A 15,560-nucleotide genomic window follows, 5' to 3' on the forward strand; every position below is an offset into this window, starting at 1 on the left:
CGGAGCACTGGCCCGACAGGGCGGAGTGCACCGCGTCCCGCGCCGATGCCGGTTCGTCACCGCCGTGACTGGGGCACTATGACGAAGTGACTTCCGCCAGGTCGCACAAGGATCCCGGCCCGCTCCGCAGGACGGGCCGGGCGGTCGGTCATGCCCTCCGCACCCCGTTCACCGGCACCGCGAAAGGAATCCGGAAGGCGACGCACGCCCACGGCGCCGGGGAGTCCGGGCTCGGCAAGCTGATCGAACTGCACGCGGTGAACGGCGCGGGCGATGTGATGATCACGGTTGCGCTCGCCTCGACGGTGTTCTTCGCCGTACCGACGGACGAGGCCCGGGGCCGCGTCGCCCTCTACCTCGCCGTCACCATGGCGCCCTTCACCCTCCTCGCGCCCGTGATCGGCCCGCTCCTTGACCATCTGCCGCACGGCCGCCGCGCCGCGATGGCCGCCGCGATGCTGGCCCGTGCGGTGCTCGCGCTCACCATGTCGGGCGCCGTCGCCACCGGCGGCCTGGAGCTGTATCCGGCCGCACTGGGCGTCCTGGTCTGCTCGAAGGCGTACGGCGTCGTCCGCAGCGCCGTCGTGCCGCGCCTGCTGCCGCCCCGCTTCTCCCTGGTCAAGGCGAATTCCCGAGTCACCCTGGCCGGGCTCCTGGCGACCGGTGTCGCCGCCCCGATCGGGGCGGGGCTCCAGATCATCGGCTCCCCCTGGCCGCTGTACGGGGCGTGCGTGATCTTCGTCGGAGGGACCGTCCTCGCCTTCACGCTGCCGCACAAGGTCGACTCCTCGAAGGGCGAGCGGAAGGCCCAGCTGGTGCCCCCGCTCGGCGCGGCGTCCCCCCGTCCCGCGGTGGGGCGGAACGGGAAGGCGAAGGGCCGGGAGAAGAACGGCGAGAAACGGCCCGGGCTGCGGTCCGTGGGACCGTCCGTGCTGAACGGGCTCCAGGCCAACACCGCGCACCGCGCCCTCTCCGGCTTCCTGATCTTCTTCCTGGCGTTCCTGCTGCGTGAGCAGCCGCTCGCCGGGCAGAGCGCCGCCGTCTCGCTCGGCATCGCCGGCGTGGCGGCCGGTGCCGGCAACGCGCTCGGTACGGCGGTCGGCTCCTGGCTGAGGGCCCGCGGACCCGAGATGATCGTCGCCTCCGTGCTGGCCCTGGCGCTGGGCGTCGCCGTGCTCGCCGCGCTCTTCTTCAGCACCGTCATGGTCGCCGCGCTCAGCGCGACGGCGGGCTTCACCCAGGCCCTGTCGAAGCTCTCGCTGGACGCGATGATCCAGCGCGATGTGCCCGAAGAGGTGCGGACCTCCGCGTTCGCCCGGTCCGAGACCGTGCTCCAGATGGCGTGGGTGGTCGGCGGCGGCATCGGCATCGCCCTCCCCCTCAACGGCGTACTGGGCATGTCGGTGGCGGCGGCCGTCCTCGCCCTGGGCGCGGCCACGTCCGTACGGGGGCTGCTGGCCGCCGCGCGGCACGGCTCGCCGCACCCCCGCGTGGCGTGAGCGGGAGCGACCGATAGCCTTCGGCCCATGACCGTTGCGTTCTTCTCCGGTAAGGGCCGTCGAATCGGCGTCGCTCTTGGTGCCGTGTCCGCGGGACTCCTTGTCCTGTCCGCCTGCGACAAGCCGACGCCGCTCGCGACCGTAACGGTCGGCGGCAACTCGGTGAGCACCGAGGCGTCCTGCTACAACGACGGCAAGGCCCTCAAGGAGTCCGAGCTCCAGGGCTGCCTCAACAAGAAGGCGGAGAAGTCCGTCGAGGTCGCGATGGACGACAAGGTCCGCTTCGGCGTCGACCCGGAGATCGCGGACAACGGCTGGACCCTGTTCATCAACGGGCAGCAGGCCGAGCAGGAGCCGTACAAGAAGACCTACCGGTCCATCCCGGGCAGCGCCTTCTTCTCCAGCCAGACCGGCGAGACCACGAGCAACAAGACGCAGATCAGCATCGTGGAGACCAAGGGCAAGAAGCTCACGGGCATCTGGCACTTCGAGCTCAAGAAGACTTCCTGATCCCCCTCCCGCCCTCGGAGGATTCCCCCGTGCGTGTGCTCGTCGTGACCGCTGTCCCCGCTGAACGGGACGCGGTCACGCGTGCGTTCGGGGACGTGTCCGAGGTGCCGGGCGCCCGGACCCACCGCGTGACCGGCCCCGGCGGCTCCGTCCTCGTCGATGTCCTCGCGGGCGGCGTCGGCCCGGCCGCCGCGGCCGCTGCGGCGGCTTTCGGCCTCGCCGCGCAGCCGTACGACCTCGTCGTCTCGGCCGGGATCGGCGGCGGGTTCGCACCCGTCGCCCCGGTCGGCTCGGTCGTCGTCGCGAGCGGCATCGTCGCCGCCGACCTGGGCGCCGAGACCCCCGAGGGCTTCGTCCCCGTCACCGGTCTGGGCTTCGGGCGCGACCGGTTCACACCACCGCCCGCGCGGGTACGGGACGTGGCCGCCGCCGCCGGCGCGCTCACCGGCGAGGTCCTCACCGTCTCGACCGTGACCGGCAGCGCCGCACGCGCCGCCGCCCTGCTCGCCACGCACCCCCGGGCCGCCGCCGAGGCCATGGAGGGCTTCGGGGTCGCCGAGGCCGCCGAGCGGGCGGGCGTACCGGTGCTGGAGATCCGGGCCGTCTCGAACACCGTCGGCCCGCGCGACCGGGACGCCTGGCGCATCGGCGACGCGCTGGCCGCGCTCACCGGGGCGTTCGGGAAGCTCGCACCCGCACTGGAAGGTTGGACCCGCCATGACCGACACGACTCGTAACCCGTCGAATCCGCTGCACATCGCCTTCTCGCCGTGCCCGAACGACACCTTCGTCTTCGACGCCTGGGCGCACGGAAGGGTCCCCGGCGCGCCCGCACTCGATGTCACCTTCGCGGACATCGACCTCACCAACGGCATGGCCGAGCGCGGCGAGCTCGACGTGCTCAAGGTCTCGTACGCGGTACTGCCCTGGGTGCTCAACGAGTACGCGCTGCTGCCGTGCGGCGGGGCGCTGGGGCGGGGCTGCGGGCCGCTCGTCCTCACGAAGGAGCCGGGCACGGATCTGACGGGGAAGACCGTCGCCGTACCGGGTGAGCGCTCCACGGCGTATCTGCTCTTCCGGCTCTGGGCGGCCGACGTGGTGCCGGGCGGGGTCGGCGAGATCGTCGTCCTGCCGTTCGACGAGATCATGCCCGCCGTCCGCGACGGGAAGGTGGACGCCGGTCTCGTCATCCACGAGGCCCGTTTCACGTACCAGAACTACGGGCTCCACAACCTCGCCGACATGGGCCGGCACTGGGAGGAGACGACCGGGCTGCCGATCCCGCTCGGCGCGATCATCGCCAAGCGGTCGCTGGGCGCGGCCACGCTGCGGCTGCTCGCCGACGCGGTGTGCACCTCGGTCCGGATGGCCTGGGACGACCCGGAGGCGTCACGCCCCTACGTGCTGGAGCACGCCCAGGAGATGGACCCGGCCGTGGCGGACCAGCACATCGGGCTGTACGTCAACGAGTTCACCGCGAACCTCGGCGAGGACGGCTACGCGGCGATCCGCGGACTGCTGACCCGCGCGGCGGCCGAGGGACTGGTGCCGCCCCTCGGCCCGGACGCGCTGTCGTTCGTCTGAGTTCTGCGCGGGTCACACGTCGAGCTGGTCGGCGACCGCGCGCAGCAGACCGCCGATCTTCTTCCCGGCCGCCTTGTCGGGATAGCGGCCGCGCTCCAGCATCGGCGTGATGTTCTCCAGCAGGGTGGTCAGGTCCTGCACGATGGACGCGAGTTCGTCCGGCTTGCGGCGCTGTGCGGCCGCGACGGACGGCGTCGGGTCCAAGATCGCCACCGAGAGCGCCTGGTCTCCGCGCTGACCTGCGACGACGCCGAATTCGACGCGCTGTCCGGGCTTGAGTGCGTCGACGCCGTCGGGAAGCACCGAGGAGTGCACGAAGACGTCGCCGCCGTCGTCGCGGGAGAGGAAGCCGAAGCCCTTCTCGCTGTTGAACCATTTGACCTTGCCAGTCGGCAAAGCACGCACCCCATCTCAACCCGTATGCCGGAACAAGCCTCAGCAGGTCAGGCTATCCAGTGGTGGTGCTCCCCTGCTGGCAGCAGCCTCCCCAGGGGAACTACCCCTCGTCAAGCCTGGTCATCCGGACTGCTGTCCAGAAACGGTGCCTGTGTGGCGCACCGTCGGCCGTGGGACTGGTCGCCGGCACCGGGAACTACCCTGGCGGGGTGAGTACTACATCTTCTGGCGCCGGTGACCGGCTGGTCCGGATCGGCGCGATCGTCTTCTTCGTCGGCGCGCTGGCCACACTGGCCACGATGGCCCCGCTGTTCCTCGGGACCCATCCACTTCCGTCCATCGCGTGGTCGCTGTGCATGCTGATGGGCGTCGGCTTCCTGATCGCCGCGGCGGGTGTGGTGCGGTCGGTGCGGGCGGGGGCGCCGAAGCGGTAGGGCCGGGGGCGCCCGGCGGCCCGTTTCGGCCTCGCACCGGACGGGCCCGGTCCTCGGCGCGGGCCCGGCTCCGGACGGGCTCGATCTCGCCCGGTCCGCACACCCGTAGCCCCGCGCCGGCCGTCCGGGGGTGCGCCGGCAGCGGATGCTGGGAGACTACGAGCATGCCGATTACCGAAGTCTCGCCCGGGGTGTCCATCGCGTACGAGACCTTCGGTGACCCCTCCGACGCGCCTGTCCTCCTCGTGATGGGTTTCAGCGCTCAGATGATCGCCTGGCACGAGGACTTCTGCCGCGCACTCGCGCGTCGTGGCCGCTACGTGATCCGGTACGACAACCGCGACTGCGGGCTGTCCACCACGTTCGACGGTCATCCCGTCGATACGGGCCGGCTCATCGCCGCCGTGAGCTCCGGAGACATTCCGTCCGCCCGCGCGATGGTTCCCTACACGCTTCAGGACATGGCCGACGACGGCCTCGGCCTGCTCACGGCGCTCGGAATCGAACGAGCTCACGTGGTCGGATCCTCGATGGGCGGAATGCTCGCCCAGACGATGGCCATCAGCCGGCCGACGCGGGTGCTGACCCTGACGTCGATGATGTCCTCGACCGGCGAACCCGAATACGGCCGGTCCAGCCCCGAAGCCCAGGCGGTGATCTCCGGTCCGAAGCCGGCGGACCGCGAGGGATACATCGCAGCGGCGGAAAAGGACCTGGTATGGGCCTCCAAGCGCTACGGCGACCCCGCGGCCCTTCGTGAGCTGGCTGCCGACAGTTACGACCGCGCGTACTGCCCGGCCGGAGCCGGACGTCAACTCGGAGCGCTGATCCTCAGTGGTTCACGCGCACCTGCGCTCCGGGAGCTCCGGGTCCCGACCTTGGTGATCCATGGCCTGGACGACACGCTGATCGACCCCAGCGGAGGGGAACGCACCGCGGCTCTCGTGCCCGGAGCGAAGCTCTTGCTGATCCCCGGCATGGGTCACGACCGCCCCCGCGAACTCTGGCCCGAAATCAACGACGCCATCGAGGCGCACACCGACCGCGAATGAACCATTTCGGCGGCAGTCCCGCCATGGTCACGACGCTCCGTCGCAGAGCGCCCGGAAGTGCGGCAGCGCCTGATGGTCCGGGTCGGATTCCGTAAGCGCGCAGTCGCCGTCGAGTCGACTCGGTCTGCCGGAACTCGGTCCATGGAGGTTTCCTGGCCGGCTTGCCGTCTGGTTCGGCGGACGCATCCCGCAGGCCGCCGACCGCGCACGTTCCTGCTGCTGCCGATGACTTGTGATCTCCGGTCCGGTCCGACTCCGCCAAAGCGGTGGCCCGTGACAGGTGGGGGGTGCGTGAGCGTCAGCGGAGGGGCAGGACGGCGGCCTCGGCGCCGAAACCGGCCACCAGCCGTCCATCCGGCGCCACCGTAGCGGCATGCACCGGCGGGGGGACACCAGCGGCGGGCCGACCTGTTGGCCGGCAGCCAGGCCCCATACCCGCACCCTGGCTCCAACTCCGCCTCGCATCCGCCAGGACAGGGCCGTATGACTGATCCAGTGAAACCGTGCCGAGGCGGGACACCGCGCCGTATACGTACAGGACGGTCTGCCCGGATCCGGGATGGGCGCCGATGGCGAACGGGAATACCTGGACAGTGGTGTGCTCCCGCTCACTCTGCTCAACCAGATGTCGAAGCTGGTTCCTGGCGACGGCAGGGGCCGCCGGCTGGCACACGGAGTGCAGCTTCATGAATGACTCCCCGTCTGCTCGACTCTCACTCCGAGCCTTCGCGCTCTCCCCTTATGCCGTGAACACCACAAATCACCCCACTCCCAACCCTCAGAACTGCTACCTTCTCAAGTCAAATAGTAATTTCGCACGAACACGGATAACAAGCACTTCAAACAACGTCCCCCTGGTGCGACAAACCACAAATCCCCCTGCCCAAAAAGAGGACGCGATGAGAAGGTAAAGAAACATTCATTACGACAGCGTCAGCTCCGGAGAATGGACTGGCCTCTCCCACGGCGATCAATTCTTCCAGATCAAGTACATCAATGACAGCGATTTCGGAAACAACCTCAACGTGCGCGTAGTTGCCATAGATACGACTCAGGCCGACTAGGCAAAAACTTCAGAGTTGCGGCAGGGCGTCCAAAAAATTGGGCGCCCTGCACGGCATTACAACTTACCGAAAGAATTCATGAAATTCACGACACGCCTTCGCGTCAGCAGTGCATTGTGGGTACTCCCTGCCGCAATCGGCTTGATGCTCTTGTATTTTTTCAAAAGTTTCGCAATTGATTACAAAGTACCCGAATACCAACCCAAGTACGCACCATCCGTCACATCGTCCGCACTGCTGTCATTCTATGCGCTCTCCTATGCAATTGCTTCCTCGCTCTCCGCATGGGAAAGCGGAAGACTAAGAAGAAATCACGTTTGGGAACTCGCACCATCGCGCTCCCGAATCGGAATCACCTTCCACACTCTAGCTCCAGTGATAGCCCTTTCCTGGCTCATGTTGATTCTTCCTGTCGGGATGGCGCTGGCCAAAGAGGAGACAGCCCCGACCCCAGGAATACTCCCTCTGCTGATCACGGCACTGCTCGTGGCAACAGCGCATGCCGTAGTGGGATTTGGAATAGGCCTACGAATTTCGCATCTCATCGCAACTCCAGTCCTTGCCGTGGGTGTTTTTTTCTGTGTAGCAGCCGCCTGGTCCTACGAGCCGTTCTGGATTCGCCATATATCGGGGCAATTTCCCGTCGACCTGATGTTCGCGGAATCTGCAAGCCTCGTGTCACTCGTACCCCATGTCCTTTTCATCGGTTCTCTTGCCGCTGGGGTCGCGATACTTTCCATCCCGGTCCACGGCAGGCGGTCTCGCGTCTGCATTCCCGCACTGGCTTGCGTCATATCGATTTCCGGACTGCTTGCATCGTACGTCACGGTTAAAAACTGGGGCGCCAACCCACCGCTGTCGACCGGCAACGTCGCAATGGAATGCTCTGGGCAATCTCCAAAGGTTTGTCTACCTGCGGGTACTGATACTCAAGTAGCCGTGGTGCAGGCCGAGGTGGCAAGCGTCCTAAGGAAGTTGGAGAATGCAGGAGTGGCCTTCGAACCACCCCGAAGTGTGGTCGACAGCATGGCGAACCGCCGCTACCCCATTGCCTCTACTCGTTCCCGCTGGCAACTTCCGTTGATTGCCAGTCAGCATGAGGGCACCACCGGGCTCCAGACTGTTCGAAAGGCCACCGAGCTTCCCTGCCGGCACCCGTCCGAAGGCATCTACACCCGGAGCGTCCTACTATGGTCGGCAGATCTCGTCGGCCAGAGAAAAGCCTACTTGCGCCAGCAGCGTGTGGAGCTGAGTCGGTTCAGGAATCGCGAAGAGGTCATAGCCCTGACAGAGAAGCGTGTGGCTGAAGTCCATGCAATGCCGACTGCAGCCCAGCTAAAGTGGTACGAGGACGAACGTAAGCGGGCTTGCGATCCGAAGCAGCAGTCGGGAGCAAACTGATGTGGTGGTGGATCAAGTGTCGCCGGGCGCACACGCTACTGCCATCCGCCCTCGCCTGCTTCATTTTCATCATAGCGATCATGCAGGGGAAGACGCTTTCTTTGCCGTCCATTCTCTCCGGCACGAGCAATCAATTCTTATTCACGCTGATCGCTCCAGTACCGCTCTGCGCCGCTCTGGCAGCATCGCTTGAGTCCCGGATCTTTTCATCAGAAGAGACCGGCCTGCGAAATATCCCACTTCTCGACGCGGGGTTAACTTTGCTGTCCACTGCGGTCGCGGCAGCCTCAGCGCTTGGCGTGAGTGCAGCATTGAATTCACCTGCAGCGACTGCAGCCGGGCGTAACGCGGCTTTTCTTGTCGGCCTTACGCTCTTCTCTCGAAGCATAATCGGGCGACCTGCAGTCATGGTGCCCGTGGCATGGATCTTCTGTGTCGTATTCTTCGGCTACAAAAATTCTCAGCAACCTTATTTTTGGACTATCCTCCCGGAAAGTTCCAGCAATCCATATGCTGCTGCAGTGGCAGTCGTCGCGCTCTTTACGGGTCTCGCCGCCCAGGTCTTCTGGCCGCCACAACCGAACGAGACGGGAGAAGCATGAATCTAACAATAAACTCTTGCACCTACGGTTACCGACCTTGGTCAAATCCCGTGGTAGCAGACCTTGATTACGAAATGCCTCATGGGACGAATATTCTCCTGGGCCCCAATGGTGCCGGAAAATCTACACTTCTCAAGCTTGCCGCATCTGTGATCCATCCACGCAAGGGAACTGTTAAGTTCGGTGAAATTTCCTCTCGCGAGCGCGCCTACCGCAGTAAAGTAGCGTGGATGCCGCAGCGAATTGTCGCCATGTCCGCGCTCACTGCGCGAGAGCAGGTCGCCTATGTAGGTTGGCTCAAGGGCATGAATCGGCGGGATGCATGGGACTCCTCAATCAGCGCACTGTCTCGCGTAGATCTCAAAAAGCAAGCAGACACAAAGGCTGCGCGTCTTTCTGGAGGTCAACTGCGCCGGGTCGGTGTCGCGTCCGCTCTGGTACACGATGCCAGCGTTCTACTCCTAGACGAACCCACTGCTGGAATGGATCCGCGACAGCGGAGAGTTTTCCGGAGTCTCCTCCGCCCCTTGGCAGAAGAGAAAGACATATTGATTTCCACGCACGACGTGTCTGACCTGGCTGAAGAATCGGATCACGTCACACTGCTGGAAGCCGGAAAAATCACATTCACGGGAAGTACTGAAGACTTTCTAGCGCATGCACCCGCAGATGTTGCTGTCGGCAGGAAAGCGGAAGCCGCCTACACTGCACTGAACAAGAGTGAATTTTAATTCATACAGATGGAGCTGCCGTCGACCAGGTGCTCGCCGGGGAGCAGACGGCGGCGGTTTCGGCGTGAGCTGTATGCCGGGTCACCGCTGACCTGGCCGGGCCGGGCCGGGTCCGGGTCCGCCCGCCCAGCGGGCGGGGGCACCCGGATCCGATCCAGGACCTCGATCGTCTGCGGGGGCGTCGCCCCACTGGCCCGGGAGAGCAGAAGGACCAAGGGGCGGCAGCCGCCTTCACCGGCGAGGTGGATTCTGCTGGTCGGGCCGCCCCGCGGCCGTCCGGCTCCCTCGTCGGGCGATCGCGAACGGGGGCGGGCCTACGGCCCCGTGACGTAGGCGCTCCAGATCCGGAGCGGGAAGACGTTGCCGCGCCCCGAATCGGGTCCGCCCACGCCCTGCATTCCCAGCAGTTGAGGGGTGCCCGGCTTGCTGCGGAACATCGTGACGGCCGTGGTCAGCCCCTTGCTGTGGCCGATGAACCAGGCCGACTTCATCCGGTCGTCCTCGCCGGTCGCGCCCGCCGAGAGGTCGTCGGCAGCCCCGGGCCTGGCGAACGCGGCGAACTTCCCGTCCCGGCGCAGCCGCGTCCAGGCCACCATCCCCAGGGTGTTGTTCACCTCGTTGGCCACCGAGGCGTCCATCGCGCGCCGCAGCTCGGGCTTCCCGAAACCCTCGACCACCTCGCCGTCCCGGGTCACCCTGGTCACCGAGTAGGGATCGGCCCTCATACCGTCGTTGCTGAAGGCGGTGTACGCGTCCGCCATCCTGACCGCGCTCGGTGTGGACGTGCCGAGGGGAAAGGACTTGTCCAGGCGGGCCAGGCTCTCCTCGTGCAGCCCGGCCGATACCGCCAGTTCCTTCACCTTCTTCAGCCCGATGCCCTTGCCGAGCAGCACGAAGGTCGCGTTGGACGACTTGACCAGCGCATCGCGCAGGGACGTCGGCGCCGTGACCATCACCCGGCCGGGACCGGCACCCGGCGAGGCGGGGAGCGCCGCGTACGGGCCGCCCTTGATCAGACGCCCCCCACTGTCGTAGCCGCTGTCCAGGGTGATCCCGTCGCCGTGCTGAAGGGCCGCTGCCAGCACGAAGGGCTTGAAGGCCGAGCCGACGGGGACGCCCGCGGTGTCGGCGTTGTTGGCGAAGTGGGTGACCGCGTCGGCTCCGCCGTACACCGCGACCACGGCCCCGTCGGGCCGCACGGATGCGGCGCCGACCTCGACGTGCTTGTCCTCGGGGCGCTTCTTGGGGTCGAGGTCGCGCTCGCGCACGCTCCGCACGGCCCGCTCCAGCTGCCCCACCCTGGCCTTTTCGAAGGTGGTCTGGACCCGGTAGCCGCCCCGGAAGAGGTCCTTGTCGGTGAGGCCCGAGCGCTTCTTGATGTACTTGTTGGCGATGTCGACGAGATAGCCGGTCTGGCCGCCGAGGCTGGTCGGCTTGGCGGCCGGCCTCGGCTCGGGGAACTTCCGGTACGCGGCCCGCTCGGCCTTCGTCATCGTGCCGATCTCCACCTGCCGGTCGAGGATCCACTCCCAGCGGTCGACGGCGCGTTCGTGGTTGCCCTTGCCGCCTGCGGGGTCGTACTGCTCCGCCCCCTTGAGCAGGGACGCGAGCAGCGCCGCCTGGCTGGGGTCGAGGTCCTTCGCGGGAATTCCGAAGTACGCGTGCGCCGCTGCCTGGATGCCGTAGGCGCCGCGGCCGAACCAGCTGGTGTTCAGATATCCCTGGAGGATCTCCTCCTTGCTCTGCTTGTTGCTCAGCTTCAGCGAGATGAAGAACTCCTTGACCTTCCGGGTGGCCGACTGCTCCTGGCTGAGATAGGTGTTCTTCACGTACTGCTGGGTGATGGTGGAGCCGCCCTGGGTCTCACCGCCTCCGACCATGCTGACGGCCGCGCGGGCGATCCCCTTCACCGATACCCCCGAGTCGGAGTAGAAGGTCTCGTTCTCGGCGGCGATGACCGCGTGCTTCACCGAATCGGGTATGTCGGCGAGCGTGACGTTCTGCCGGTCGACCGCACCCACGCTCACCATCTGGCTGCCGTCCGCCCAGTAGTAGACGGTGCCCTGCCTGCGCGCCTCGGCGTTCTCGTCCGGGATGTCGACGGATGCGTAGACCGCGGCGAACAGCCCGGCCAGCGCTCCGGATCCGAGCAGGATCCCGCTCAGCACCTGCCGCCACGAAGGGACCCAGCGGCGCCAGTTGCTTCTCCCCCGGCGGGGGTAGTCGACACGGAGCCCGCGAGGGCTGATCGGGCGGATGGGGCGTCGGACCATGCTCCGGCTCCTCGTTCACCGTCCCGCACCGGTGTGGTGCGGGCTTGCGGTAGGAGATGTTCCGGATCGCGATCAGGTTGTCTCAAAGCCCCGTCCGGCACGGGTGGCGAACCGAGGACGAAGCACAACGGCCGTCGCCAGCCAGGTGGATCGGGGTCGTCTCAGGTGGATCGGGCCGTCAGCCCGCCGCGGGAGCGTCCGGAGGCATGGTCGCCCGGCGCTCAGTGAATCCGCCCCCGCCGAAGGCCCCGCGCCGCGTCCCCGTCCAGGTACCCGCCCAGCCAGGACGGGAACTCCGTCAGCGACGACAGCACGATGTCCGCGCCCGCCGCCCGGAGTTCCTCCGCGTCGCACGGGCCCGTGGTGACCGCCACGGACAGTGCTCCGGCCGTACGGGCGCCCCGTACGTCCCCGGTGTGGTCGCCCACGTACACGTGCGCCCCGTGCTCGCGCAGCGCCTGCCCCTTGGCCTCCGCCCACAGGCCGCCGATCACCGCGTCGGGCTCGATCCCGAGGTGGGCCAGGTGGAGCTCGGCGCTCGGCCCGTGCTTGGCGGTGACGACCATCGCCCGGCCGCCCCGCTCACGGATCGCCGCGACCGACTCCCGCGCACCCGGCAGCGCCGGGCTCGGGGCGATGGCGTGTGTGGGATAGATCTCCCGGTAGCGGTCGGCGGTGGCGGCCACCGCATCGGCCGGAAACCAGTTCCGCAGCTCCTCTTCGACCGGCGGCCCGAGCCTGCTCACCGCCAGGTCCGCGTCGATGGGCGTGCCCGTCTCGGCCGAAAGCGCCAGGTAGGCGGCCTTGATTCCGGGCCGGGTGTCGACGAGCGTCATGTCGAGGTCGAAGCCGACCGTCAGGGGGTACGAGGGCATGGGGTCCATTGTCGCGGGGCCGGGCACGGAACTGTCGCAGGGCCGGGCACGGAACCGGAACGTCGCGACCGTCCCGGTACGGGCCTCGGGCCCGAAATCGACGGTGCTTAGACTTAGCCAAGCCTAACTTTGCTCCGCTTTCGATTGGGTCCGATGTCAGCCGCCGCACCACGCCGCTCCAGACGCGCACTCGCGACGGCGGCGGCCGTCGCGGCGCTGCTGGTGGCGGTCCTCCTCAGCCTTGCCGTCGGGGCCCGTTCCATACCCCCGTCCGAAGTGATCGACGCCCTGCTGCACGGCGGGCACTCCGACGCCGCCGAAGTCATCCGGAACATGCGGGTGCCGCGCACCCTGATCGGGCTGATGGTCGGCGCGGCACTGGCCCTCGCGGGCACGGTGCTCCAGGGCATCACCCGCAACCCCATCGCCGACCCCGGCATCCTCGGCATCAGCCAGGGCGCCACGGTGGGCGTGGTGCTGGCCATCGCGTACGCCGGAATCCACACCCTGACGGGGTATGTGTGGTTCGCCTTCACGGGGGCCGCGATCGCCTCCGTCGCCGTCTACGCCATCGCTTCCAGCGGCCGCGGGGGTGCCACCCCCGTGAAACTCGCCCTGGGCGGCGCCGCGATCAACGCGCTGCTGGTGTCGGTGACGACGGCGGTGCTGACGACCAAGGCGTCCGCGCTGGACGAGTTCCGCTTCTGGCAGGTCGGTTCGATCGCCGGGCGCGAGGCCGACGTGGCGCAGCAGATCTGGCCGTTCATGCTGGCCGGGACCGTGCTCGTGCTGTCCGTCGCGCGCGGGCTCGATGCGCTGGCGCTCGGCGAGGACGTGGCGAAGGGCCTCGGCCAGAAGGTCGCAACGGTACGGATCGTCGGCGGGATCGGGGCCACGGTGCTGACCGGTGTCGGCGTCGCCGCGGCGGGCCCGATCGCGTTCATCGGGCTCGCCGTCCCGCACATCGCCCGCGCGGTCGTCGGCAGCGACCACCGCTGGGTGCTGCCGATGGCGGCGCTGATCGGGCCCGTCATGCTGCTCGTCTCCGATGTCGTCGGCCGCGTCGTCTTCCCGCCGAGCGAGGTCCCGGCGGGCGTGATGACGGCGCTGATCGGCGTTCCGTTCCTGGTCACCCTGGTACGCCGGAAGGCGGTGCCCGCATGAGCGACACCACGGTCCGGGTACGGCCCGCCGGGTACCGCGTCGTACGGATCGGGGTGCGGGGCAGGTTCCTGCTGCACCGGCGGGCGGCCGTCGCCGCCGCCGCCCTCGTCGTCCTGCTGGCCGCCGTCTGCGTCGCGTACCTCTGTGTCGGCGAGAGCTTCGTCGCACCCGGCGAGGTCGTGAAGGTGATCCTGGGGCAGCCGTCCCCCGACGAACTGGTCGTCGGCACGCTGCGGCTGCCGCGGATGGTCGTGGGGCTGCTGGTCGGTGCGGCGTTCGGGATCGCCGGTGCGCTGATCCAGACCGTCGCCCGCAATCCGCTGGCCAGCCCCGACATCATCGGCATCAGCCAGGGCGCCGCCGTGCTCACGGTCGGCGCGATGACCTTCGGCGTCACCTCGTACACCGTGCTGCCGTATCTGTCCGTCGTCGGCGGGGTGGCCGCGGCGGCCCTCGTGTACGTCTTCGCCTGGCGCGGCGGGCTGCACGCCACCCGCTTCGTCCTCATCGGCATCGGCTTCGCCATCGCGCTGCGCTCGCTCACGACCCTGTTCCTGACGAAAGGCGACTATCTGGTCGCCCAGCAGGCGCAGATCTGGATGACCGGCTCGCTCAACGGCCGCGGCTGGTCCGAGGCCGCGCCGATCGGCTGGACGCTGCTGGTCCTGCTGCCGGCCGTCCTGTGGGCCGCCCGCGCCCAGCGCACCGTCTCGATGGACGACGACACCGCGACGGCCCTCGGCGTGCGACTGGGACGGGTACGGCTGGGGCTCGTCGCCCTCGGCGTGGTCCTGGCGGCCGTGGCGACCGGGACCGCCGGCCCGGTCGACTTCGTGGCACTGCTCGCCCCGCAGATCGCCCGCCGGACGACCCGGACCGCGCAGATCCCGCTGTTCTGCTCGGCGCTGCTCGGTGCGGTGATCGTGGTGTTCGGGGACCTGCTGGCGCGCAGGCTCTTCTCGCCCACCGAACTGCCGGTGGGCGTACTGACGGCGGCGGTCGGCGCCCCGTATCTGATCTGGCTGATCGTCCGCGGTCAGGGTGGCCGCCGCGGCCGTAGTGGAGGCACCGCATGAGCTCGACCCATACGTCCGGCACGTCCGGCGCCACGACGGCCCCGACCGCGACCGGCCGGCTCACCGCGCGGGAGCTGACGCTCGCGTACGAGGACCGCACCGTCGTCCACGAGCTGGACCTCGCCGTTCCCGACGGCCGGGTCACCGTCATCGTCGGCCCGAACGCCTGCGGCAAGTCGACCACCCTGCGCGCGCTGGGCCGCCTCCTCAAGCCGCGCGGCGGAGCCGTGCTCCTCGACGGCACCGAGCTGTCGAAGATCCCCACCCGGAAGATCGCCCAGTCGATCGGGCTGCTGCCGCAGACCCCGGTGGCCCCCGAGGCGATCACCGTCTGCGACCTCGTCGCCCGCGGCCGCCAGCCGCATCAGCACTGGTGGCAGCAGTGGTCGGAGGAGGACGAGCGGGCGGTGACGGACGCCATGGAGCGTACGGACATCACCGCGCTCGGCGACCGGTCGGTGGACGAGCTGTCCGGCGGACAGCGCCAGCGGGTCTGGATCGCGATGGCGCTCGCCCAGGAGACGGATCTGCTGCTCCTCGACGAGCCGACCACGTACCTCGACATCGCACACCAGGTGGAGGTCCTGGACCTGTTGCGCCGGCTCACCGCCCCGGCGGCGGACGGCACCCGCGGCCGGACCGTCGTCACCGTGCTCCACGACCTCAACCAGGCCGCCCGCTACGCCGACCACCTGGTCGCCATGAAGGCGGGCCGGATCATCGCCGAGGGCCGCCCGGAGGACATCGTCACCGCCGACCTCGTGGGCGAGGTCTTCGGCCTGGACGCGGTGATCGTCCCGGACCCGGTGACGGGTTCGCCGCTCGTGGTCCCGGGGGCTCCTTGGCAGGCCGCTCCGGCGTCGTGAACCCGCGCCGCGCCTCCGCCCGGCCCGGTCGGC

General features: G+C 68.3%; 16 protein-coding genes and 1 pseudogene. 12 read left to right on the forward strand and 5 right to left on the reverse strand.

What is annotated here, in order from left to right; translation table 11 throughout:
- Positions 1-86 precede the first annotated feature (86 nt).
- Genes ACFVT1_RS02525 through ACFVT1_RS02540 form a run of 4 tightly spaced genes read left to right on the forward strand, consistent with a single transcriptional unit; the run spans position 87 to position 3,593 of the window.
- A complete protein-coding gene (locus tag ACFVT1_RS02525) occupies positions 87-1,499 on the forward strand; it encodes an MFS transporter (RefSeq protein ID WP_389791795.1) in 1,413 nt (470 codons plus the stop codon).
- Between the two features lie 27 nt (positions 1,500-1,526).
- Entirely contained in the window at positions 1,527-2,009 is a 483-nt protein-coding gene (locus ACFVT1_RS02530) for a DUF2771 domain-containing protein (RefSeq protein WP_389791797.1), read from the forward strand.
- A gap of 29 nt (positions 2,010-2,038) precedes the next feature.
- Positions 2,039-2,746 carry a futalosine hydrolase gene (locus ACFVT1_RS02535; RefSeq protein ID WP_389791799.1) on the forward strand — a complete coding sequence of 236 codons (708 nt, stop codon included), beginning with the start codon at positions 2,039-2,041 and terminating at the stop codon, positions 2,744-2,746.
- A complete protein-coding gene (locus ACFVT1_RS02540; protein ID WP_389791801.1) occupies positions 2,727-3,593 on the forward strand; it encodes a 1,4-dihydroxy-6-naphthoate synthase in 867 nt (288 codons plus the stop codon). Before ACFVT1_RS02535 ends, ACFVT1_RS02540 begins: the two co-directional genes overlap by 20 nt.
- Positions 3,594-3,605: 12 nt before the next feature.
- Here the strand turns inward: ACFVT1_RS02540 and ACFVT1_RS02545 are convergent, their stop codons facing one another.
- Positions 3,606-3,989, reverse strand: a complete 384-nt coding sequence (locus ACFVT1_RS02545) for a cold-shock protein (RefSeq protein WP_072485776.1) — start codon at positions 3,987-3,989, stop codon at positions 3,606-3,608.
- A gap of 209 nt (positions 3,990-4,198) precedes the next feature.
- Between ACFVT1_RS02545 and ACFVT1_RS02550 the strand changes: the two genes are divergently transcribed.
- Both ACFVT1_RS02550 and ACFVT1_RS02555 read left to right on the forward strand, forming a co-directional pair.
- Positions 4,199-4,423: a hypothetical protein gene (locus ACFVT1_RS02550; protein WP_362195266.1), complete on the forward strand. Its 225-nt coding sequence runs from the start codon at positions 4,199-4,201 to the stop codon at positions 4,421-4,423.
- A gap of 164 nt (positions 4,424-4,587) precedes the next feature.
- Positions 4,588-5,475, forward strand: a complete 888-nt coding sequence (locus tag ACFVT1_RS02555; protein ID WP_389791804.1) for an alpha/beta fold hydrolase — start codon at positions 4,588-4,590, stop codon at positions 5,473-5,475.
- 298 nt (positions 5,476-5,773) lie between these two features.
- Here ACFVT1_RS02555 and ACFVT1_RS02560 read toward each other — a convergent pair whose 3' ends face one another.
- Positions 5,774-6,163 (reverse strand): Scr1 family TA system antitoxin-like transcriptional regulator, encoded by a 390-nt coding sequence (locus tag ACFVT1_RS02560; protein ID WP_389791806.1) that lies wholly within the window; start codon positions 6,161-6,163, stop codon positions 5,774-5,776.
- Between the two features lie 454 nt (positions 6,164-6,617).
- Between ACFVT1_RS02560 and ACFVT1_RS02565 the strand changes: the two genes are divergently transcribed.
- From ACFVT1_RS02565 to ACFVT1_RS02575, 3 genes are all read left to right on the forward strand, one after another.
- Entirely contained in the window at positions 6,618-7,940 is a 1,323-nt protein-coding gene (locus tag ACFVT1_RS02565; protein WP_389791808.1) for a hypothetical protein, read from the forward strand.
- Between the two features lie 80 nt (positions 7,941-8,020).
- Positions 8,021-8,542: a hypothetical protein gene (locus tag ACFVT1_RS02570; RefSeq protein ID WP_389791810.1), complete on the forward strand. Its 522-nt coding sequence runs from the start codon at positions 8,021-8,023 to the stop codon at positions 8,540-8,542.
- Positions 8,539-9,273: an ATP-binding cassette domain-containing protein gene (locus ACFVT1_RS02575; RefSeq protein ID WP_389791812.1), complete on the forward strand. Its 735-nt coding sequence runs from the start codon at positions 8,539-8,541 to the stop codon at positions 9,271-9,273. The genes ACFVT1_RS02570 and ACFVT1_RS02575 overlap by 4 nt, the downstream gene beginning before the upstream one ends.
- 44 nt (positions 9,274-9,317) lie before the next feature.
- Here the strand turns inward: ACFVT1_RS02575 and ACFVT1_RS02580 are convergent.
- The 3 genes and pseudogenes from ACFVT1_RS02580 to ACFVT1_RS02590 all read right to left on the reverse strand — a co-directional run.
- Positions 9,318-9,581, reverse strand: a pseudogene (locus ACFVT1_RS02580) (IS5/IS1182 family transposase); the annotation flags it as partial.
- A 6-nt stretch (positions 9,582-9,587) separates the two neighbouring features.
- Positions 9,588-11,546: a transglycosylase domain-containing protein gene (locus tag ACFVT1_RS02585; protein ID WP_389791814.1), complete on the reverse strand. Its 1,959-nt coding sequence runs from the start codon at positions 11,544-11,546 to the stop codon at positions 9,588-9,590.
- 221 nt (positions 11,547-11,767) lie between these two features.
- The gene (locus ACFVT1_RS02590; RefSeq protein WP_389792237.1) at positions 11,768-12,430 is read right to left on the reverse strand and encodes an HAD family hydrolase; all 663 of its coding nucleotides are present in this window, start codon (positions 12,428-12,430) and stop codon (positions 11,768-11,770) included.
- A 144-nt stretch (positions 12,431-12,574) separates the two neighbouring features.
- On the opposite strand from ACFVT1_RS02590, the gene ACFVT1_RS02595 reads away from it, so the two are divergent.
- The 3 genes from ACFVT1_RS02595 to ACFVT1_RS02605 are packed head-to-tail and all read left to right on the forward strand — an operon-like array spanning position 12,575 to position 15,527.
- Entirely contained in the window at positions 12,575-13,585 is a 1,011-nt protein-coding gene (locus ACFVT1_RS02595) for a FecCD family ABC transporter permease (protein WP_389791816.1), read from the forward strand.
- Positions 13,582-14,661 carry a FecCD family ABC transporter permease gene (locus tag ACFVT1_RS02600; RefSeq protein WP_389791818.1) on the forward strand — a complete coding sequence of 360 codons (1,080 nt, stop codon included), beginning with the start codon at positions 13,582-13,584 and terminating at the stop codon, positions 14,659-14,661. The genes ACFVT1_RS02595 and ACFVT1_RS02600 overlap by 4 nt, the downstream gene beginning before the upstream one ends.
- Positions 14,658-15,527: an ABC transporter ATP-binding protein gene (locus tag ACFVT1_RS02605; RefSeq protein WP_389791820.1), complete on the forward strand. Its 870-nt coding sequence runs from the start codon at positions 14,658-14,660 to the stop codon at positions 15,525-15,527. The genes ACFVT1_RS02600 and ACFVT1_RS02605 overlap by 4 nt, the downstream gene beginning before the upstream one ends.
- Positions 15,528-15,560 lie beyond the last annotated feature (33 nt).

The sequence above is a fragment of the Streptomyces sp. NPDC057963 genome (assembly GCF_042887155.1).
Taxonomy (GTDB): Bacteria; Actinomycetota; Actinomycetes; order Streptomycetales; family Streptomycetaceae; genus Streptomyces.

Excerpts from the sequence above, each read along its gene's own strand:
- ACFVT1_RS02530 (WP_389791797.1), top strand. The coding sequence starts at position 1,527 with ATGACCGTTGCGTTCTTCTCCGGTAAGGGCCGTCGAATCGGCGTCGCT.
- ACFVT1_RS02540 (WP_389791801.1), top strand. The coding sequence starts at position 2,727 with ATGACCGACACGACTCGTAACCCGTCGAATCCGCTGCACATCGCCTTC.
- ACFVT1_RS02555 (WP_389791804.1), top strand. The coding sequence starts at position 4,588 with ATGCCGATTACCGAAGTCTCGCCCGGGGTGTCCATCGCGTACGAGACC.
- ACFVT1_RS02560 (WP_389791806.1), bottom strand. The coding sequence starts at position 6,163 with ATGAAGCTGCACTCCGTGTGCCAGCCGGCGGCCCCTGCCGTCGCCAGG.
- ACFVT1_RS02565 (WP_389791808.1), top strand. The coding sequence starts at position 6,618 with ATGAAATTCACGACACGCCTTCGCGTCAGCAGTGCATTGTGGGTACTC.
- ACFVT1_RS02570 (WP_389791810.1), top strand. The coding sequence starts at position 8,021 with ATGCAGGGGAAGACGCTTTCTTTGCCGTCCATTCTCTCCGGCACGAGC.
- ACFVT1_RS02575 (WP_389791812.1), top strand. The coding sequence starts at position 8,539 with ATGAATCTAACAATAAACTCTTGCACCTACGGTTACCGACCTTGGTCA.
- ACFVT1_RS02585 (WP_389791814.1), bottom strand. The coding sequence starts at position 11,546 with ATGGTCCGACGCCCCATCCGCCCGATCAGCCCTCGCGGGCTCCGTGTC.
- ACFVT1_RS02590 (WP_389792237.1), bottom strand. The coding sequence starts at position 12,430 with ATGGACCCCATGCCCTCGTACCCCCTGACGGTCGGCTTCGACCTCGAC.
- ACFVT1_RS02595 (WP_389791816.1), top strand. The coding sequence starts at position 12,575 with ATGTCAGCCGCCGCACCACGCCGCTCCAGACGCGCACTCGCGACGGCG.
- ACFVT1_RS02600 (WP_389791818.1), top strand. The coding sequence starts at position 13,582 with ATGAGCGACACCACGGTCCGGGTACGGCCCGCCGGGTACCGCGTCGTA.
- ACFVT1_RS02605 (WP_389791820.1), top strand. The coding sequence starts at position 14,658 with ATGAGCTCGACCCATACGTCCGGCACGTCCGGCGCCACGACGGCCCCG.